Source organism: Sulfitobacter sp. OXR-159, from assembly GCF_034377145.1.
Lineage (GTDB): Bacteria > Pseudomonadota > Alphaproteobacteria > Rhodobacterales > Rhodobacteraceae > Sulfitobacter.
In genome coordinates, this window is sequence record NZ_CP139707.1 from 2,631,518 (window position 1) to 2,649,288 (window position 17,771).

At 59.3% G+C, this 17,771-nt stretch carries 19 protein-coding genes and 2 tRNA genes; 10 read left to right on the forward strand and 11 right to left on the reverse strand.

Translation table 11 applies throughout. From position 1 onward, the window contains the following. Positions 1–111 precede the first annotated feature (111 nt). Positions 112–2,259: a site-specific integrase gene (locus T8A63_RS13515; protein ID WP_276154469.1), complete on the reverse strand. Its 2,148-nt coding sequence runs from the start codon at positions 2,257–2,259 to the stop codon at positions 112–114. A 154-nt stretch (positions 2,260–2,413) separates the two neighbouring features. Continuing rightward, positions 2,414–2,488, reverse strand: a tRNA-Asn gene (locus T8A63_RS13520). Between the two features lie 275 nt (positions 2,489–2,763). Here T8A63_RS13520 and T8A63_RS13525 point away from each other — a divergent pair. Further along, complete coding sequence (locus T8A63_RS13525; protein ID WP_322344100.1) at positions 2,764–3,153, forward strand: DoxX family protein; 390 nt, start codon at positions 2,764–2,766, stop codon at positions 3,151–3,153. A gap of 75 nt (positions 3,154–3,228) precedes the next feature. Here T8A63_RS13525 and T8A63_RS13530 read toward each other — a convergent pair whose 3' ends face one another. Together T8A63_RS13530 and T8A63_RS13535 are read right to left on the reverse strand one after the other, a co-directional pair. After that, complete coding sequence (locus tag T8A63_RS13530) at positions 3,229–4,815, reverse strand: gamma-glutamyltransferase family protein (RefSeq protein ID WP_322344101.1); 1,587 nt, start codon at positions 4,813–4,815, stop codon at positions 3,229–3,231. 597 nt (positions 4,816–5,412) lie between these two features. Beyond that, positions 5,413–5,502 (reverse strand) — tRNA-Ser (locus T8A63_RS13535). Between the two features lie 435 nt (positions 5,503–5,937). Here T8A63_RS13535 and T8A63_RS13540 point away from each other — a divergent pair. Then, entirely contained in the window at positions 5,938–6,240 is a 303-nt protein-coding gene (locus tag T8A63_RS13540) for a hypothetical protein (protein WP_300054183.1), read from the forward strand. An 84-nt stretch (positions 6,241–6,324) separates the two neighbouring features. Here T8A63_RS13540 and ychF read toward each other — a convergent pair whose 3' ends face one another. Together ychF and T8A63_RS13550 are read right to left on the reverse strand one after the other, a co-directional pair. Then, on the reverse strand, positions 6,325–7,422 hold the full coding sequence (ychF, locus tag T8A63_RS13545; protein ID WP_067623025.1) for a redox-regulated ATPase YchF: 1,098 nt from the start codon (positions 7,420–7,422) through the stop codon (positions 6,325–6,327). Between the two features lie 59 nt (positions 7,423–7,481). Then, positions 7,482–7,673 carry a hypothetical protein gene (locus tag T8A63_RS13550; protein WP_067261693.1) on the reverse strand — a complete coding sequence of 64 codons (192 nt, stop codon included), beginning with the start codon at positions 7,671–7,673 and terminating at the stop codon, positions 7,482–7,484. A 154-nt stretch (positions 7,674–7,827) separates the two neighbouring features. On the opposite strand from T8A63_RS13550, the gene trpA reads away from it, so the two are divergent. The 8 genes from trpA to T8A63_RS13590 all read left to right on the forward strand — a co-directional run bounded on the left by trpA (position 7,828) and on the right by T8A63_RS13590 (position 14,477). Beyond that, complete coding sequence (gene trpA / locus T8A63_RS13555) at positions 7,828–8,619, forward strand: tryptophan synthase subunit alpha (RefSeq protein WP_322344102.1); 792 nt, start codon at positions 7,828–7,830, stop codon at positions 8,617–8,619. Positions 8,620–8,757: 138 nt separating this feature from the next. Then, positions 8,758–9,948, forward strand: a complete 1,191-nt coding sequence (locus tag T8A63_RS13560) for an alpha-hydroxy acid oxidase (protein WP_322344103.1) — start codon at positions 8,758–8,760, stop codon at positions 9,946–9,948. After that, the gene (locus T8A63_RS13565; protein WP_322344104.1) at positions 9,921–10,562 is read left to right on the forward strand and encodes a hypothetical protein; all 642 of its coding nucleotides are present in this window, start codon (positions 9,921–9,923) and stop codon (positions 10,560–10,562) included. The genes T8A63_RS13560 and T8A63_RS13565 overlap by 28 nt, the downstream gene beginning before the upstream one ends. Before the next feature lie 114 nt (positions 10,563–10,676). Continuing rightward, complete coding sequence (locus tag T8A63_RS13570; protein WP_067937515.1) at positions 10,677–11,333, forward strand: 50S ribosomal protein L25/general stress protein Ctc; 657 nt, start codon at positions 10,677–10,679, stop codon at positions 11,331–11,333. Positions 11,334–11,511: 178 nt separating this feature from the next. Beyond that, on the forward strand, positions 11,512–12,210 hold the full coding sequence (gene pth / locus T8A63_RS13575) for an aminoacyl-tRNA hydrolase (RefSeq protein WP_322344105.1): 699 nt from the start codon (positions 11,512–11,514) through the stop codon (positions 12,208–12,210). Positions 12,211–12,320: 110 nt separating this feature from the next. After that, positions 12,321–13,496: a serine hydrolase gene (locus T8A63_RS13580; protein WP_322344106.1), complete on the forward strand. Its 1,176-nt coding sequence runs from the start codon at positions 12,321–12,323 to the stop codon at positions 13,494–13,496. Between the two features lie 16 nt (positions 13,497–13,512). Continuing rightward, positions 13,513–13,896: a DUF2237 family protein gene (locus T8A63_RS13585; RefSeq protein WP_067623006.1), complete on the forward strand. Its 384-nt coding sequence runs from the start codon at positions 13,513–13,515 to the stop codon at positions 13,894–13,896. A gap of 2 nt (positions 13,897–13,898) precedes the next feature. Then, positions 13,899–14,477: a DUF4893 domain-containing protein gene (locus tag T8A63_RS13590; RefSeq protein WP_322344107.1), complete on the forward strand. Its 579-nt coding sequence runs from the start codon at positions 13,899–13,901 to the stop codon at positions 14,475–14,477. Positions 14,478–14,492: 15 nt separating this feature from the next. On the opposite strand, the gene T8A63_RS13595 is transcribed toward T8A63_RS13590, so the two are convergent. From T8A63_RS13595 to trpB, 5 genes are all read right to left on the reverse strand, one after another. Continuing rightward, positions 14,493–15,026, reverse strand: coding sequence for a helix-turn-helix transcriptional regulator (locus tag T8A63_RS13595; RefSeq protein ID WP_067625949.1), 534 nt, complete (start codon positions 15,024–15,026; stop codon positions 14,493–14,495). A gap of 203 nt (positions 15,027–15,229) precedes the next feature. Further along, positions 15,230–15,496, reverse strand: coding sequence for a tryptophan synthase subunit beta (locus T8A63_RS13600; protein WP_322344108.1), 267 nt, complete (start codon positions 15,494–15,496; stop codon positions 15,230–15,232). Between the two features lie 39 nt (positions 15,497–15,535). After that, positions 15,536–15,802, reverse strand: coding sequence for a hypothetical protein (locus T8A63_RS13605; protein ID WP_067625955.1), 267 nt, complete (start codon positions 15,800–15,802; stop codon positions 15,536–15,538). A gap of 51 nt (positions 15,803–15,853) precedes the next feature. Beyond that, positions 15,854–16,102 carry a hypothetical protein gene (locus T8A63_RS13610; RefSeq protein ID WP_067625958.1) on the reverse strand — a complete coding sequence of 83 codons (249 nt, stop codon included), beginning with the start codon at positions 16,100–16,102 and terminating at the stop codon, positions 15,854–15,856. 435 nt (positions 16,103–16,537) lie between these two features. Then, positions 16,538–17,770 carry a tryptophan synthase subunit beta gene (gene trpB, locus T8A63_RS13615; RefSeq protein ID WP_067625961.1) on the reverse strand — a complete coding sequence of 411 codons (1,233 nt, stop codon included), beginning with the start codon at positions 17,768–17,770 and terminating at the stop codon, positions 16,538–16,540. Position 17,771 lies beyond the last annotated feature (1 nt).

Sequence of the window (17,771 nt, forward strand, 5' to 3'; positions counted from 1 at the left end):
ACTTCCTTCCGGCCATGCAGCTGGTAAGATCGCACCGCTGACTGGTTCCCCGATCCCCCCTTTGATAAGAGCTGACCTCAGTGCCCAGGCTCTTCCATAATGCAATGAATCCTAAGCAGACAGTGCGATTCCGTTCTGGGTTGCAAGGCGCGGCCCATCCGGGGTCTGTGCCGCAACCCCAAACCTTTTTGTGACCATTGCCAAATTAAGTTGCTCTTGCTCGATGTATTCCTTGAGCGTCGCGAGTGGAAATCCTTCCGGCAGGTAATTGGTGATCCCGACATCGTCGTTGCGATGGCCCATTAGGTAGCGACGCGCTGTATCGGGAACTGAACGCCCCACGCATTCGGTATTAAAGGTGGTTCGCATAGAATGGAGATCCTGACGGCTCGCATAGGCTTTGCGCGTCTTTCGGTAGTAGGTGAGCTTTTTAGTAAATGTCTTCGTATAGTTCTGACTGGAGCATTTAGACCGCGCCACTTGAGAGAAAATACGGGTCTTGCCAAGCTGTTTCTGTTGCTCCACGAGCTCAAGAAAACCCAGCTCAATCAGTTGGCTATGAACCGGCACGAACCTACGCGCGTTATTGCTCTTGATCGACTGTCCTGTCCCACGTTCGATGTCGAGGAAGTGAATGCCATTGTCGCAACGGACATTCTCCGGCTTTAATTGCAAGATTTCCTCGCTGCGCAAGCCCAGTAGACGTGCGATCAGGGGCACCCAGTAAATCGGATCATCAATACTTGTGTCTGCTGAATGCCATTTCTCGGTCGAAAGCAGAACAGCAAGCTCTTCACTCGTCCACGTTTTCCGCTTGGTCTCAGGAAGCGAAGCGCGCATGTCATCAATCATTTCTTCTCCCAGCACGAAGGGCTTGAACGGGTTGTGCGAAATCAACCCTTTTTCGACCGCATGGTCCAAGGGGGAAGAAAGATATTTTTGATGGCGCTGAAACGTGCGCGGCGAAATTACCTTCGTTCTTGATTTTTCGCGGACGGCTTCCGCTTCCTCACCCGAAAGCCCTTCTTTACTGATACGCTGCTCCGCTTTCAGCAGCCGCTTTCCCTCTTCAGCCCGCTCATGCTCAACAAACTCTCGGCAGGTTAAATGCCTTAGCTTTGGGGACCGACCTTGGGTATTGGGAAGTTCAAGCAAAAGATCATTAAACTTACTCCATAGTTCGTTTGTGGTTTGAGAAAGCCGGATATCACCGAATACATCGCTAACGATCTTACGGGTCGACCGAACTGTATCAGCGGACTTGCGGAACCGTGCGCCTTTACCCGCGTCTTTGCTTACATAGGCCCCATTGAGAGTGAGCCCTGCCATCTTGTCATCAAACCAATCATCCCAGAGATCCAGAACGCGCGGATCAGTCCCATCGAGGATCCGCACTTGCTCCAAGTGGCCTGTCCGAACTTTGACCGATCGACCATTGATGTTGTGAATGGAAATCAGCGCCGGCTCTGCTGTCTTTGAGGCGTCCTCTTGCGGCATTTCTGGCTGTTGCAGGACCTCAATACGATCCGACCGTTCATCAGTTGCAGCGGGTGTAAGCTCCTGTTCTTCCTTGCTTGAAGCCGGGTGCGTAGAAACGATAGGTTTCTGCGTTGGACTCGCGGTTGAAGGTGTAGTTTGTTCGAGGGAACGGCGAGGTGCCTCGCCTCCCAACGGCAAGTTTGGCACGCTCATTCGACGCAGTGCCTCGGCTAAGTTGGCATCCTGTTCGTTGCAGATGCCTTGCGCGCGACGCTCACGCTCTTCACTGACCGCAATCATGGTCCGGACCATTTTGTCTGCTAAGATTGCAAAATCATCTTCTGCTTCGTCGAGAACAAGCCCAAGTCGCTCTGCCGTATCCCTAATAGGCTGAAGCGCTGGGCTCTTGTCACAAAGAAAAATCGCATCCCGCAAAGACGCACGTGCAGCACCCTCCAACGCCAATGCGGCTTCGCCAGCTTCGCGCGTGCGCGGGCCGGTCAGCGCGCGCAAGCGATCAGAAAGCTCGATCTCCATTTGCGCATAGGTGACCAAAATCTCGGTCATGAACTCTGGGGGCATCTGCTGCTCCGCTTTGAAGCAGATTTCGCTGACGGCGGTTAGTCGCCGGGCGAGCTCTGCGGCATCGCGGGGGACATGCGTTCGCAGTGGAAAACAGAAGAATTGCGGTTTGAATCTATTTTTTGCAGCCGCGGGCACGCGACGTCGCCAGTAAAAACCGGTGGATCGGAGTTCGAGATGGGCTTGATGTGTCGTCAAAATGTAGGACTCCTCGGATTGGAGGTGTCGCGATTTCCCGAGGGCCTGTGCAGAGCTCTGTGCAACAACTTGTGCAAAGCAAAACGCAAAACCCCCGGGCCTCTGTTGAGGACCCGGGGGTTTTTGCTTTAACTTCAGCGACTTGCTGAAGGATTGGCTCCGGCGGTAGGGATCGAACCTACGACCAATTGATTAACAGTCAACTGCTCTACCGCTGAGCTACGCCGGAATGCCTATGTCTGTCTTTCGGGCAACGCCTTCGGACAGCGGCTCTTTAACGCGGGCAGTCCGGGGTGCGCAAGTGCAATTGGTCCATTGTGGCGATTTTTTTTCGATTATTTGCCTCCGCTTGGAATTAGCCTCTGTCACCCGCGGTATCGGGCGCGCCTAAATCACAGATACGTTACAAATCCCCCACCCCCGCGCTTGAGGGTGGACGGGTCGCGCGGACTGGGATTGATACTGGCCCGGTGAGCACAACCCAAAGTCCTGAAAGGAAAAATCATGACCTTCCTCTCCCCATACCGGCCGCAGATACTATCGCTTTTCCGCATCATGTCGGGCCTATTGATCCTACAACATGGCACGAGCAAAATTCTCGGCTTCCCGACCAGCCAGATGAGCGGCGTGTCGATCGCCTCCTTAGGTGGCATCGCCGGGGTCATCGAGCTGATCTTCGGCGTCTTGCTGGTGATCGGCCTGCTCTCGCGGCTGTCGGCCTTTATCCTGAGCGGTCTGATGGCCGTGGCCTATTTCATCGCACATATGCCACAGGGGTTTTTCCCGATGCTGAACGGCGGTGAACTGGCTGCGCTCTACAGCTTTGGCTTCCTCTACCTAGCGGCTGCCGGTCCGGGGCCATGGTCTGTTGACGCGAAACGCACTCAGGGCTGAGCGTTTAGATTAAACTGGCATGGCCCGATACCGGGCCATGCCAATCCTACGGGCGGGGGGCGGATGCCTTGGGGCTCAGAAACCCGCCGCCTGCCCGTCTTTGCGCGGATCGGACCCGGCGGAATAGCCGCCTTCGGGCAAGCGCTGCACCAATTGCGCACCGCCGAAACCGAAAGCATTGTCAGGTGCTTCGACATGGACGACATGGCCCAGATCGCGCAGCCCTTGCAAAAGATCGGGCGCCATCGCCGGTTCGCAGGCCACCTCCAGCCCCGATAGGATCCGCCAGCGCGGCGCATCGGCGGCGACCTGAACGTCCTGCCCCCAAAGCTGCGTACGCAGCAGCAGTTGCATATGGCCCTGCGCCTGAATCGGCCCGCCCATCATGCCATAGGCCATCAAGGGCTGGCCGTCCTTCATCGCGAAACCGGGGATGATCGTATGGAAGGGCCGCTTGCCCCCCGCCACGATATTCTGGTGCCCCGCCTCGGTGGTGAACCCAAAGCCACGGTTCTGCATCGAGACCCCCGTCCCCGGCACCACCACGCCCGAGCCGAAGCCCGCGAAGTTCGACTGGATGAAGCTGACCATCATGCCCGAGGCATCCGCCGTGCTCATCAAAACCGTGCCGCCCTGTTTCGGCGCACCCGCGCCGAAATCTTGCGCCTTGTCGGCTGAGATCAGCGCCGCGCGAGATTTGAGGTACGCCGGATCAAGCAGCGCCTTTTCGTCCACCTTCGTCATGGCAGTCCGATCTGCCACATAGGCATGCAGATCGCTATAGGCCAGTTTGCAGGCTTCGATCTGCAAATGCACCGCCATCAGGTCATCAGCCCCGTGGGTGCGAATGTCGCTATGCTCCAGAATACCAAGCGCCATGAGCGCGGCGATCCCCTGCCCGTTTGGCGGAATCTCATGCAGCTCCACATCGTCGAAGCTTTGGCTGATCGTGCCGCACCATTCGGGCTTGTTGGCGGCCAGATCGTCCATGCTCATCGCGCCTCCATTCGCCTTGGCATGGGCCACGATCTCTTGCGCGATCTCGCCTTCGTAAAAGGCTCGGCCATTGGTTTCAGCGATCAAACGCAGGGTACGTGCGGCGCCGGGGTTGCGGAACCGCTCGCCCGCGCGCGGGGCACGGCCCTCGGGCAGAAATGTCTCGGCAAAGCCCGGCTGCTTGCCCAAAACCTCGGCCCCGCGCGCCCAAAGCGTCGCGATGGTGGGCGAAACGAGGAAGCCCTCTTCGGCATAGCGGATCGCCGGGGCCAGCACGGTCGCGAGATCAAGCTTGCCGAACTTCTCCATCAATTCAACCCAAGCACTGACCGCGCCCGGCACGGTGACACTGTCCCAACCATGTTCGACCATGCCATCCGGAAAACGCTCGGGCGACCATGCCGCTGGTGCCCGACCCGAGGCGTTGAGCCCATGCAGTTTCTCGCCATCCCATAGGATACAGAAGGCGTCAGACCCCAGCCCATTGCCCGTCGGCTCCACCACCGTCAGCGCCGCGGCGGTGGCGATCGCCGCATCCACCGCATTGCCCCCCTGCTGCATCATCAAAAGCCCGGCCTGCGTGGCCAGTGGCTGAGAGGTCGCGACGACATTGTCAGCAACCACGGGGGATCGGTGGGACGGGTAGATGGGATCGTGACGAAGCATAGCTGTCCTTTGCTTGGGTAAGGCCAGCGGCGCGGTCAAACCGGCCGCCTGTGGCGTTGCCGGCAAAGTGAACGTGAATGCATCTGCATGCAACTGCCCAGCAGAATAATTCCGAAGTCAGAGAGTGGGCCGATTGCTGTCGCGCCAACCGCGGTTGCCTTGCGACCTGCGCGCCTTGAGCCGCAGTATTTTGCGATGGTGACGGAAACTTCGTTCGCAATGAGAGGGGGTGAAAACCACGACCCAGAGGGCCCAAAGACGGCTCGCCTCTCGATATTGCCATGCCCTTGCACAAAGCGACTGGTCGGCATCGGAAAAGATGCAATTGTGCAGAATGCGAGACCAGTCTCTAACGTTAACCAACATCTGGAACCTCCCTTTCGCATGGCGACAGGGCATCGCGCCACTGTAACCGCCTAGGATTTGGTCCCCCCGGATGGTGAGAATGCTCACCTAAAAATCTGCCGAGAATAAGGCGGAGGGCTGCCAAAACCGTGCTGCGCAAATGTAACGAATTTGCAAAGCGAGGGTGCGCTGGGTGAAATCGGGGGGGGATGAAGGCCCACGCGGGGCGCAGTGCCACAGGTTTGGTCGGGGTGGCGGAGACGAAGGGATTCGAACCCTCGAGACCCTTCCGGGCCTACTCCCTTAGCAGGGGAGCGCCTTCGACCACTCGGCCACGTCTCCGTCGACCCGTTTAGAGAGGTCGCGCCCGGGTGACAAGGCGAAATTCACAGGTATTTCTGCATTTTTCTAGGTTGGTTTCATTTCATCTGGCTGGCGCGCGAGGCCGAGCCGCCGTGAAGCGCGCTTGGTCATGCTGCTTTGCAGAAAGATGGCTGTTGCGCTGCTTTGTATGAGGCCGTTTCCCGGGGCATGCGAAGCGGCTGTAGCAACTAACACAGGAGCGTGAATGACTTGTGAAACGCCGCGGCAATCACTACAACCACCTGATATATAACATATATTTCCGCGAAAAGCGATCCCTGCGCCGCTTAAATACCCCAGATCGCACCCAATCTCGCTGCAGGGGCGAAACTTTCATGATCGGACACCCGTTACTTCACCACAAACGATGACATCGCAATGACGCGATTTAAGAGAAAACCAAAGGAACACATTATGAAACTTATTATGACCACCGCCGCCGCCGCTTTGATTTCTACCGCTGCCGTTGCCGACAACTCCACCCGCTACAACGACATTTTTCTCGACACCTCGGTGACTGCTGAGACAAGCGATGTCTATGGCAACAATGACCGCATGCGGAACCCGAACGCTTCGACCAAAGCGAATGACATCATGCTGAACACCGCCGACGCCGATAAGAACCGCGACACCGTGATGAGCACGCGCAACGCCCTGCGCAGCCCAGGTGAAGGCTATGTCTACGGTGGCTTTGGCCCGGGCAACGACAGCAGATAAGCTGTCACCTCCCACAAAAAAAGCCCGGCAGCGCAAGCTGTCGGGCTTTTTTGTTGGCGGGGTCAAAGACCCCTGCGAAATCGATCAGGTGTTGAACAGGAAGTGCAGCACGTCACCGTCTTTGACGATATAGCTTTTGCCTTCGGCGCGCATCTTGCCCGCCTCCTTCGCGGGACCCTCGCCGCCGAGGCCAACGAAATCATCATAGGCAATGGTTTCTGCGCGAATGAAACCTTTCTCGAAATCGCCATGGATAACGCCCGCTGCTTTGGGCGCCGAGGTGCCGGTTTTGATTGTCCAAGCCCGTGCTTCCTTGGGACCAACGGTGAAATAGGTCTCAAGATGCAAAAGCTCATAGCCCGCGCGGATCAGACGGTCGAGGCCAGCTTCTTTCAAGCCCATTTCTTCGAGGAACATCTCGGCCTCTTCGGCCTCAAGCTGGCTGATTTCCTCTTCGATCTGGGCAGAGATCACCACGTGCGAATTGCCCTGCGCTGCGGCCATCTCGGCCACTTTGGCGGAATGGGCGTTGCCCTCGGCGGCCTCGGATTCGCCCACGTTACAGACGTAGAGCACCGGCTTTGTGGTCAGCAATTGCAGCATACGCCAGGCTTTGGCGTCGTCTTCGTCGACCTCGACCACACGCGCGGGGTTGCCAGCTTCCAATGCCTCAAGCGCCATGCGCATTAGACGCTCCTGCTGCACCGCTTCCTTGTCCCCGCCGCGCACTTTGCGCACGATGTTTTGCAAGCGTTTCTCGATGCTTTCAATGTCGGCCAGCATCAGTTCGGTGTCGATGGTTTCGGCGTCCGCCACCGGGTCCACGCGGCCTTCGACATGGGTCACATCGCCGTCTTCAAAGCAGCGCAGCACATGGGCGATGGCGTCAACTTCGCGGATATTGGCGAGGAACTGGTTGCCCAAGCCTTCGCCTTTCGACGCGCCCTTCACCAGACCAGCGATATCAACAAAGGTCATGCGCGTTGGGATGATGCTTTTCGACTTGGCGATTTCGGCCAGCGTGTCGAGCCGCGCGTCGGGCACAGCGACTTCGCCGACATTGGGCTCGATCGTGCAGAACGGAAAATTCGCCGCCTGCGCCGCTGCGGTGCGGGTCAGCGCGTTGAAAAGGGTCGATTTGCCGACGTTCGGCAAACCGACGATGCCCATTTTGAAACCCATGACGATACCCCTATAAAAGCTGCGCGTGTGTTAGGGGTAGCGGGCGCAAAGCGCAAGGCTCAGCGCGCGCGGCGGTCCTGATGCGCCTGATAGATCAAGATCCAAGCCAGCAGGATAAACATCGGATGTGTCAGCCCGCCCGAAAAGATGATCGCGGGCAGCCAGATCAGGAAGACCACGATGGACAGGATCGGCCGACCGATCAACAGGATCGACAGCGGCGGCAGGAAAAGGGCGAGTACATAGTTCATGCGCCATGAGATAGGCGGCTTTGCGCAAAATGGAAGGGCGCGGCCTGCCATGCGCCCCTGATAGGGGAATTTTGCCGCCCCCTGCCCCACGGTGGATTGATTTTCACCGCGACATTCGGCATTGCCGAGGAAAGCACCAAATGAGGCAAGCCACATGACCCGTATCGACGCCAAATTCGAAGACCTCCGCGCCCGCGGCAAAAAGGCGTTTGTGTCCTATGTGATGGCCGGCGATCCTGATTTCGACCGCTCCCTTGAGATCGTGCGCGGCCTGCCTTCCGCCGGGGTGGATATCATCGAACTTGGCCTGCCTTTCACCGATCCAATGGCCGACGGCCCCACGATCCAGCTTGCCGGTCAACGCGCCCTCGAAGCGGGGATGACGCTGAACCGCACACTAGAAATGGTCCGCGCATTTCGCGAGAATGACGACACGACCCCGATCGTGCTGATGGGCTATTACAACCCGATCTATTCCATGGGTGTTGAGAAATTTCTAACCGAAGCCAAAAACGCCGGGATCGACGGGTTGATCGTGGTTGACCTGCCGCCTGAAGAAGACATCGAACTGTGCTTGCCCGCGCAGGATGCCGGTCTGAACTTCATCCGCCTTGCCACGCCGACCACGGATGACAAACGCCTGCCGCGCGTGGTGCAAAACACCTCTGGCTTTGTCTACTACGTCTCAATTACCGGCATCACCGGCTCGGCCGAGGCGAATGCCGCGGATGTTTCGCCCGAGGTTAAGCGCATCCAAAAGGCCAGCGGCCTGCCCGTGATCGTAGGCTTTGGCGTGAACACCCCTGAAAAAGCCTGCGCCATCGCCGAAGTGGCAGACGGCGTGGTGATCGGCTCGGCCATCGTGAACCGCATCGCCAATGGCGACAGCCCCGAAGATGTTTTGGCCTTCGTCAAAACCCTCGCCGACGGGGCGCATTCGGCGTAACCCCTTCGCCTCAAGCAATGGCCCAAAGCCCGCGCTGCCCCACTGGCCGCGCGGGCTTTTTCCTTGCTGCGGCCTTCTCAATTGCCAAGCCCCGCGCCAGTTGCTACCAAAAGTTAACCCATTCAGCACAGGTGGCCCATGCCCGTCATCACCAGCATCGACGATCTCAAACGCATCTACAAACGCCGTGTCCCGCAGATGTTTTACGACTATGCGGAATCCGGGAGCTGGACAGAACAGACATTTCGCGAGAATTGCAGTGATTTCGACCAAATCCGCCTGCGCCAGCGCGTGGCGGTGGATATGTCGGGCCGCAGTACGGCAACGCAGATGATCGGTGAAGATGTCGCCATGCCCGTGGCGCTCGCCCCCGTGGGTCTGACGGGCATGCAATGCGCGGATGGGGAGATTAAAGCCGCCCGCGCGGCAGAGGCCTTTGGCGTGCCCTTCACCCTGTCGACCATGTCGATCAACTCAATCGAAGATGTGGCCGAGGCGACGACAAAACCGTTTTGGTTTCAACTCTATACCATGCGCGATCAGGACTATGTCAGCCGCCTGATCCAACGGGCCAAAGACGCGAAATGCTCCGCGCTCGTCATCACGCTGGACCTGCAAATCCTCGGGCAGCGGCATAAAGACCTGAAAAATGGTCTCTCCGCCCCGCCCAAACTGACGGTGAAAACCCTTGCCAACCTTGCCACCAAATGGGGCTGGGGCCGCGAGATGCTGGGCGCCAAGCGGCGGCATTTCGGCAATATCGTCGGCCATGTGCATGGGGTGACCGACAATGCCGACCTTGGCGCATGGACGGCAGAACAGTTCGACCCCTCGCTTGATTGGGACAAGATCGCGAAGATCAAAGAGCAATGGGGCGGCAAGGTGATCCTCAAAGGCATCTTGGATGCCGAAGACGCGCGGATGGCGCTCAAAGTCGGGGCAGATGCGATCATCGTCTCCAACCACGGCGGGCGACAGTTGGATGGGGCGCTGAGTTCGATCCGTATGCTGCCCGAGATCCTCGACGCCGTGGGCGACCAGATCGAAGTGCATCTCGACGGCGGCATCCGGTCGGGCCAGGACGTGCTCAAAGCCATGGCGATGGGCGCCAAAGGCACCTATATTGGCCGCGCCTTTATCTATGGGCTGGGCGCGATGGGGCAACCGGGCGTGACCCGGACGCTTGAGGTGATCCACCGCGAGTTGGACCTGACCATGGCGCTTTGCGGGGAAACCCAAATCGCCAACCTCGGGCGGCACAATCTGCTGATCCCGCGCAATTTCGGCGGCGACTGGCAGGAATGGCCGCGCGATCCGGGCAAATGCTGATCTTTCTCAACCGCAACCTCACCTTTCTCGCCACGCCGAAAACCGGGACCACCGCCGTTGAAATGGCGCTGAAACCCGAGGCCGAGATTGTCTTTTCGCGCAGTCGCAAGCATTTGACCGCGCTGCGCTATCGGCGCCGCGTGCTGCCCTTTTTGCAAGAGACCTTTTCAGCCTCGCCCGAACCCTTGGCCGTGATGCGCGATCCCGTAGAGCAGATCCGAAGCTGGTATCGCTACCGCAGCCAGCCCCGGCTGGATGGCAAGAAGCTCAGCACCAAGGGGCTGACCTTCGAGGCGTTCGCGTTGGAAGTGATTTCTGACGCGCCACCGCCCCGCGCGCAGATCGGCAGCCAATTTTCCTTTCTGACCTCCGACCAAGATGACCTTTTGGTGCAGCACCTCTTTGCCTATGAACGCCAACCGACGTTTCGCGATTTTCTGGCCGACAGGCTGGGGCGCGAGGTCAAGCTGAAGCCCAAGAACGTCTCCCCCGATCTGCCCGCACCCCTGTCAGGGAACGTCGAATCCCAATTGCGCGCTGCACGAGCCAAGGAGTTCGCCCTCTATGACCGGCTGATGGCCGCGGATGGCTACCTGCATACGCCACAGGAATAGCGGGCTTCCCGGCCCTTTTGCCCTTTCCAGCCGGGCAAAACCGGTCTATACGCGCGGCTTCACGCGGGAATACAGCCTTGGAGGATTCCCGCCCTAACAAATTTGGAGACTAAAATGGCCGGAGAGATTCCTGATCTTGAAGCCCAGGTACGCGCGGGGACAGGCAAGGGCGCCGCTCGCCAAGCACGTCGTGACGGCATGGTTCCTGGTATTGTATTTGGTGGCGACAAAGAGCCGCTGCCGATCAACATCCCATTCAACAAGCTGCTGACCCGTCTGCGTCAGGGCCGCTTTAAGGCGACTCTGTTCAACCTCAAGGTTGAAGGCCACGACGACGTTCGTGTGATCTGCCGCGACGTTCAGCGCCACGTTGTCAAAGACCTGCCCACGCACATCGACCTGATGCGCCTTAAGCGGACCACCAAGATCAACCTGTTCATCAACGTCGAAGTCAAAGGCGAAGAAGAATGCCCCGGCCTGAAAAAGGGTGGCGTGCTCACTCTGGTCCGTCCGGAAGTTGAACTGGTTGTGACGGCTGCGGACATCCCTGAGTACGTGACCGTGGACATCACTGGCCTCGAAATCGGCGACAGCGCGACCATCAGCCGTGTCGACCTGCCCGAAGGTGCCAAGCCCACAATCGACCGTGACTTCGTTGTGGCCACGATTTCGGCTCCTGCTGGCCTTGCCGCGTCGGATGACGACGAAGACGAGACTGCAGCGGACGAAGTACCGACAACCGAAATGGGTCCGCCCGACGGTGAAGAATAAGCATCAGCCGCAAGGCAATGCTGGAACGGGGTCGCATCACGCGGCCCCGTTTTGCGTTTAGGGAATGATTTCTTTAAAAGAAATCACTGCGGAATTTTCAAAAAATTCCGGCACACAGCAGGCCATTCCATCCCCCTGCCCCTCTTGCTAAACTCCACCGAACCACAGGAGAAAGCCAATGAAACTCATCGTCGGCCTTGGCAATCCGGGCGGCAAATACGCCCGAAATCGCCACAACATCGGCTTCATGGCGCTGGACCGCATTGCCGACGATCACGGCTTTGCCGCGTGGAAGGGCAAGTTTCAGGGCAGTGTCAGCGAGGGGCGCTTTGGCTCTGACCGGGCGGCGCTGCTTAAGCCTGAGACCTTCATGAACAACTCCGGCCAATCGGTGCAGGCGGCGATGAAGTTTTACAAGATCGACCCCGTGGATGTGATCGTCTTTCATGACGAACTCGACCTCGCCCCGGGCCGCGTGAAATGCAAGACCGGTGGCGGCCATGCGGGCCACAACGGCCTGCGCTCGATCCACGCGCATATCGGGGCAGAATATGACCGCGTGCGCATGGGCATCGGCCACCCCGGCCACAAGGACGCGGTCGCGGGCTATGTGCTGCGCGACTTCCCCAAGGCGGACGAAGGCTGGCTGGACGATGTGCTGCGCGGCGTCTCGGACGGGGCCGCCGATCTGGCGCGGGGCGACACCGGGCGCTTTATGAATGCCGTGGCGCTGCGTGTGGCCCCGCCTCGGTCGGGCACCGGCAGCAAAGGGCCAAAGAAACCTGCCGAAGCCCAGCCAAAGCCCGCCCCCAGCAAGCCCGAGCCGGAGGCCGAGGCCCAATCGCCGCTGCAAAAGCTGATGGACCGCTTTCGCTGAACGCCCCAGCCTGACGCCCAGCCTGACTGACGCCCAGCCTGACTGACGCAATGTCGGGCTGGCCCCCGCCCCTGCGCCGTGGTTCACTGAAACTGAACAGGGGGGACATCATGCGTACATTCGGAAAATGGCTTGGCCGGGTCTTGCTCGCGCTTTTGGTCGCGGCAGTGGTCATCGGACTTTGGAAGCGCGAAGAGATTGAGCGGCTTCTGGCGGTGAACTCTCTCTTCTCCGAAGAGAAGATCGTGCACAACTTCAGCCATATGGACGGCGCGTTTCTTTCTGCCCCGGTTTCGCGCGGGGACGGGCTGACCAGCGAACTTGCCTACGGCCCTGAGACCGAACTGCCCGATGCCGTCGACGACTGGATCGCGGCGCGCGACGTGACCGCGCTGGTGGTGCTGAAAGACGGTGCCATCGTCTATGAGAACTATTTCAAAGGCACCGGCCCCGAAGACCGCCGGATCAGCTGGTCGGTGGCGAAAAGCTATCTCTCCGCACTGGTGGGCATCCTGCTGGAGGAGGGACAGATCGCATCCCTCGACGATCCGGTCACGAAATACGCGCCCAATCTCAGGGGCAGCGCCTATGACGGGGCCAGCTTACGCAACGTGCTGCATATGGCCAGCGGCGTCACCTTCGATGAAGACTATCTCGACTACGATTCAGACATCAACCATATGGGCCGGGTCGTCGCCTTGGGCGGCCGGCTGGATGATTTCACTGCCGAACTGACCGAGACTTTCGCCCAGCCGGGCAGCCAGTGGCAGTATGTTTCGATCGACACCCATGTCATCGGCATGGTGGTGCGCGGGGCCACCGGACGCAGCGTGCCCGAGTTGCTGAGCGAAAAGGTCATCGCGCCCTTGGGTCTGGAACATGCGCCCTACTACATCGTTGATGGTTCGGGCACCGCCTTCGTGCTGGGGGGCCTGAACATGACCACACGCGACTACGCCCGCTTCGGACAGATGTATGCCCAAGGCGGTGAATGGAACGGCAAGCAGGTCGTGCCCGCAGACTGGGTGACAGCATCAACCAGCCCCACCGCCCCGACAGCGGCGGGCCAGATCGGATATGGATACCAATGGTGGATCCCCGTAGGCGCGGCAGAAGGGGAATATATGGCGCGCGGCATCTATGGGCAGTACATCTATGTCGACACCGCCCGTGATGTGGTCATCGCCACCAATGCCGCCGACCGCAAATTCCGCGAAGCCGGGGTTTCGGAACTAAACATCAAGATTTTCCGCGAGATCGCGACCTCCGTCTCTGGCGGGACCTAAGGCAGAAAGGGAAGATATGACACCCGACAGCAGCATCAACGTCCTGAACCAGCCCCTCGTGATCTGCGGGACCGACCCGGTGACGGGCTTCTTTCGCGACGGGCATTGCAACACCTGCGCGCAGGATCAGGGCAGCCATACGGTCTGCGCGGTGATGACGGCAGAGTTTCTGGCCTATTCGAAATATGTCGGTAACGATCTCAGCACCCCGCGCCCCGAATTCGGCTTTGCCGGGCTCAAGCCGGGCGATCCTTGGTGCCTCTGTGCCGCGCGGTTCCTGCAAGCCGCGGATGAGGGCTGCGCGCCGCGGGTGCACTTGGCCGCCACGCATCTGCGCGCGCTCGATATTGTGCCGCTGGACGTGCTGCGCGACCATGCCATCGACGAAAGCGAGGGATAATCATGCGCCTGCGCCTCCTGCCCCTTCTGCTGCTGTTGCCTGTCTCCGCATGGGCGGAAACCACGCTCCGCCCCGCCGATAGCGCCCGGCTGGACAACTTTGACGCTGCCTTTGGCGATGCCATGATGCAGGGCTTGGCGGGGGGCGAAGCGGGGGACGTGGCGGCCCTGACACGCGCGCTCTCCGGGCAACCACAGGTCGCCTTTTCCGCCGATTTGCAGGGGGAATGGTCCTGCCGCACGATCAAGCTTGGCGGGATCAGCCCGCTGGTGGCCTATTCCCCGTTCAAATGCCGCTTCACCGCCAGTGATCGCGGGTTCACCTTTGAAAAGCTTACCGGCTCGCAACTGACGCGGGGGGAGATCACCCTGCGCGCGGGCCGTGCGATCTATGCTGGGGTGGGCTATGTCCGGGGCGAAACACCTCCCGATTATGCCGACCTGCCCGAAGATTTCACCTCTGGCGGCAAGGTGCAAAGCGACGTGGCGGTCTTTCAGCGGGTCAGCCCCACGCGGGCGCGGCTGTTGTTTCCGTCACCGGCGACTGAGAGCGATTTCGATATTCTGGAACTGACGCGCTAAGGCGCCACGCCGCCCTTAGGCCGCGTGGCAAAGTTGCAGTTTCGACTTCGGACGCGGCATCAGCGCATCGTCCATCAGGTCTTCGATAAAGGTGCTTAGAAGCTGGGTCCGTCCGGTCACGCCGGCCTTGCGGTAAATCGCGTTGGTCTGCGCTTTCACGGTGCCTTCGGAAGTGCCGCGCATCTCAGCAATATCGCGCGTGTTCAGACCCTTAGTCAGGAAAATCGCCACGTCGCGCTCTGCCGGGGTGAGGTGCCATTCGCGAAAGTGTTCTTCGAGCACATCAGCGAATTCCACCGTGCAATGACGCAGCGCCGTCTCTGCCCGTTCGGCGCGCTGGAGGCTCATTCGCAGGGCCATCCAGCCCAGAACGACCCCAAGGATCAGACCCAAAACCTGGATCCCTTTATTCGGCCCGATGTCAGCCAGAGGGGTGCCAAAAAGTGTCACGCCCCGACCCTCCAGTGCAAAAACGAGCACGAAATAGACAGTGGCGTTAAACTGTAGAGCGGCGATAACCCACAGTGCGATCTTTTTCTTATTATTCATGGTGAAGCCTTGCCTTGGTATCCGCCGTATTTAACCGCGGCACACCGAAGTGCAAGGGATGGCGGCCATGCGCCATGATCAACCCTTAGTGATTTGGCACCCGCCCCGAAGGGCGAGTGCATTGTCTTGAGGCCAGTTTGAGGGAGACTTCGCTGGCCGGAAGATTGTTTTAGCGCAATGCCTTAGCTGGCATCAGCCCGCAGTCAGCGCGGGAAGCTGTTCACTTTTGCAGCGTCTTGCGCAGCGGGAAAGACGGTGACGGTGACGTCGGATGTGTCTTCGGCGCGGAAGGTGCCGCTGTTGAAGATGTCCAGTTTCACATTGTCGACCGCGTCATTGCGGCTGGAGTAGGAAACGCCTGCATCCGCTTTGTCGTTATAGCCGATTTGCTGGCCTTCCATGCCTTGGGCGAAAGCAGCGGAACCTGCTGTGACAAGGATCAGGGCGGTGGTTGCGAGTGTCTTTTTCATGTCGTGTCCTTTCGGGGGAAAGTTGGGGTCGCGCCGTGATCAGCGCGGGAAGCGGTTGACCGAAGCGTCGCTCTGCGCGGTCGGGAAAACGGTGATGGTCACGTCGGACAGGTCTTCGGCGCGCAGGATACCGTCTTTGAAGATTTCCAGTTTGGTCTCATCCACAGCTTCGCTGCGGCTGGAGTAGGAAACGCCATTGTCGGTCTTGTCGTTGTAGCCGATGCGCTGGCCTTCCATGCCTTGAGCAAAAGCAGCGGTGCTTGCTGTGGCGAGGATCAGGGCGGTTGTTGCGAGTGTCTTTTTCATAGTCTTAGCCTTTCGGGGAGGAAAGTTGGGGGGAGGAGCCGTCGTTCGCGATTAGCGGACGAAGCGGCCGTCTTTTTGTGCGTCTTGGGTTGTGACGAATACGGTTGCGGTAGCTTCGGCAGGTGTCTCGGCGCGCAGATCGTCAAAGCTCAGAGCGTCGGATGTGACGTTACGTGTGGAATAGGCAGCGTCTGCGTTATCTGCGGTATAACCGACCTGTTGGCCTTCCATGCCCTGTGCGAAGGCGGCTGTGCCTGCTGTGGCAAGGATCAGTGCGGCGGTTGCGAATGCGTTTTTCATATCGTGTTCCTTTTCAGTCCCGGGGTGGGTTGCGAGCCGATCATCAGTGATGCGGCGTCGTTGGGATGACATGGAAAAGGGCATTCGAGGGGGTATTGGCTATCTGCCCCGGGTTTAAATCATCCGATCTAAACCCCTGTAAGAGCGTCATAAACTTTGGTTTACGGAGCCATGGCAGAGCGAAAAACGAGGGAAAGATGCCTTAGCGTCAAGCCTGCAAGGGCGAAACAGAGTTTCGCGGGCAGGCGCGCGGGCTGTAGGCGAAGGCTAGCGGGTCTTTTCTCAATGTGAAAGTTTTTTCGCTCGTTTTCGGCAAAGAACTTCGCCCCCTGCGCAAAGTTTATGCGAAAATTGGGCGATTGGCTTCGGCCCACAAAAAACGGGCCCGCGTTTTCACGCGGGCCCGTCAAATTCCACTCAGATTCGGAAGCGGATTTAGGCGAATTCACCCATGTCGAAGTCCAACGCCCGGGCCACGGTGAAGATATCTTTGTCGCCACGGCCACACATGTTCATCACCAGCAGGTGGTCTTTCGGCAGTTCCGGCGCGATCTTCATCACATGGGCCAGCGCGTGGCTGGGCTCTAGCGCCGGGATGATGCCTTCGAGGGAACAGCACAGCTGGAACGCTTCCAGCGCCTCACGGTCGGTGATCGAGACGTATTTGGCGCGGCCAATGTCGTGCAGCCACGAATGCTCTGGCCCGATGCCCGGATAGTCCAGCCCTGCTGAGATCGAGAAGCCTTCGAGGATCTGCCCATCGTCGTCTTGCAACAGATAGGTGCGGTTGCCATGCAGCACGCCGGGGCGGCCCCCGGTGAGGGAGGCGCAATGCTCCATCTTTTCGTTCACGCCTTTGCCGCCAGCCTCGACACCGATGATGTTCACCGACTTGTCGTCAAGGAAGGGATAGAACAGGCCCATGGCGTTCGACCCGCCGCCAATAGCGGCGATCAGCGTGTCGGGCAGACGGCCCTCGGCCTCCTGCATCTGCTCGCGGACTTCCTTGCCGATGATGCTTTGGAAATCGCGGACCATCGCCGGATAGGGGTGCGGCCCGGCCACGGTGCCGATGCAATAGAAGGTGTCGCGCACATTGGTCACCCAGTCGCGCAGCGCGTCGTTCATCGCATCCTTCAGCGTGCCACGGCCCGAAGTCACGGGCACCACTTCGGCGCCCAGCAGGCGCATGCGGAAAACGTTGGGCGCCTGACGCTCAACATCATGCGCGCCCATATAGACCACGCATTTCAGCCCGAACTTGGCACAGACCGTCGCCGTTGCCACGCCGTGCTGGCCCGCCCCGGTTTCCGCGATGATGCGCTTCTTTCCCATGCGCCGCGCCAGAATGATTTGGCCCAGCACATTATTGATCTTGTGCGCGCCGGTATGGTTCAACTCGTCGCGCTTCATATAGACTTTCGCACCGCCCAAATGCTCGGTCAGCCGTTCGGCGTGATAAAGCGGGCTGGGGCGGCCAACGTAGTGGGTCCACAGATCATGCATCTCGGCCCAGAAACTGTCGTCGGTCTTGGCCTTCTCATATTGCTCTTCCAACTCAAGAATGAGCGGCATCAGCGTTTCCGAGACAAAACGCCCGCCGAAATCGCCGAAACGGCCCTGTTCGTCGGGGCCGGTCATGAAGCTGTTGAAAAGATCGTTGGCCATT

Excerpts from the sequence above, each read along its gene's own strand:
- ychF (WP_067623025.1), bottom strand. The coding sequence starts at position 7,422 with ATGGGTTTCAAAATGGGCATCGTCGGTTTGCCGAACGTCGGCAAATCG.
- T8A63_RS13585 (WP_067623006.1), top strand. The coding sequence starts at position 13,513 with ATGACACCCGACAGCAGCATCAACGTCCTGAACCAGCCCCTCGTGATC.
- T8A63_RS13530 (WP_322344101.1), bottom strand. The coding sequence starts at position 4,815 with ATGCTTCGTCACGATCCCATCTACCCGTCCCACCGATCCCCCGTGGTT.
- T8A63_RS13525 (WP_322344100.1), top strand. The coding sequence starts at position 2,764 with ATGACCTTCCTCTCCCCATACCGGCCGCAGATACTATCGCTTTTCCGC.
- T8A63_RS13600 (WP_322344108.1), bottom strand. The coding sequence starts at position 15,496 with ATGAAAAAGACACTCGCAACCACCGCCCTGATCCTTGTCACAGCAGGT.
- T8A63_RS13550 (WP_067261693.1), bottom strand. The coding sequence starts at position 7,673 with ATGAACTATGTACTCGCCCTTTTCCTGCCGCCGCTGTCGATCCTGTTG.
- T8A63_RS13610 (WP_067625958.1), bottom strand. The coding sequence starts at position 16,102 with ATGAAAAACGCATTCGCAACCGCCGCACTGATCCTTGCCACAGCAGGC.
- T8A63_RS13605 (WP_067625955.1), bottom strand. The coding sequence starts at position 15,802 with ATGAAAAAGACACTCGCAACAACCGCCCTGATCCTCGCCACAGCAAGC.
- T8A63_RS13540 (WP_300054183.1), top strand. The coding sequence starts at position 5,938 with ATGAAACTTATTATGACCACCGCCGCCGCCGCTTTGATTTCTACCGCT.
- T8A63_RS13560 (WP_322344103.1), top strand. The coding sequence starts at position 8,758 with ATGCCCGTCATCACCAGCATCGACGATCTCAAACGCATCTACAAACGC.
- T8A63_RS13580 (WP_322344106.1), top strand. The coding sequence starts at position 12,321 with ATGCGTACATTCGGAAAATGGCTTGGCCGGGTCTTGCTCGCGCTTTTG.
- T8A63_RS13565 (WP_322344104.1), top strand. The coding sequence starts at position 9,921 with ATGGCCGCGCGATCCGGGCAAATGCTGATCTTTCTCAACCGCAACCTC.
- trpA (WP_322344102.1), top strand. The coding sequence starts at position 7,828 with ATGACCCGTATCGACGCCAAATTCGAAGACCTCCGCGCCCGCGGCAAA.
- trpB (WP_067625961.1), bottom strand. The coding sequence starts at position 17,770 with ATGGCCAACGATCTTTTCAACAGCTTCATGACCGGCCCCGACGAACAG.
- T8A63_RS13570 (WP_067937515.1), top strand. The coding sequence starts at position 10,677 with ATGGCCGGAGAGATTCCTGATCTTGAAGCCCAGGTACGCGCGGGGACA.
- T8A63_RS13595 (WP_067625949.1), bottom strand. The coding sequence starts at position 15,026 with ATGAATAATAAGAAAAAGATCGCACTGTGGGTTATCGCCGCTCTACAG.
- T8A63_RS13590 (WP_322344107.1), top strand. The coding sequence starts at position 13,899 with ATGCGCCTGCGCCTCCTGCCCCTTCTGCTGCTGTTGCCTGTCTCCGCA.
- pth (WP_322344105.1), top strand. The coding sequence starts at position 11,512 with ATGAAACTCATCGTCGGCCTTGGCAATCCGGGCGGCAAATACGCCCGA.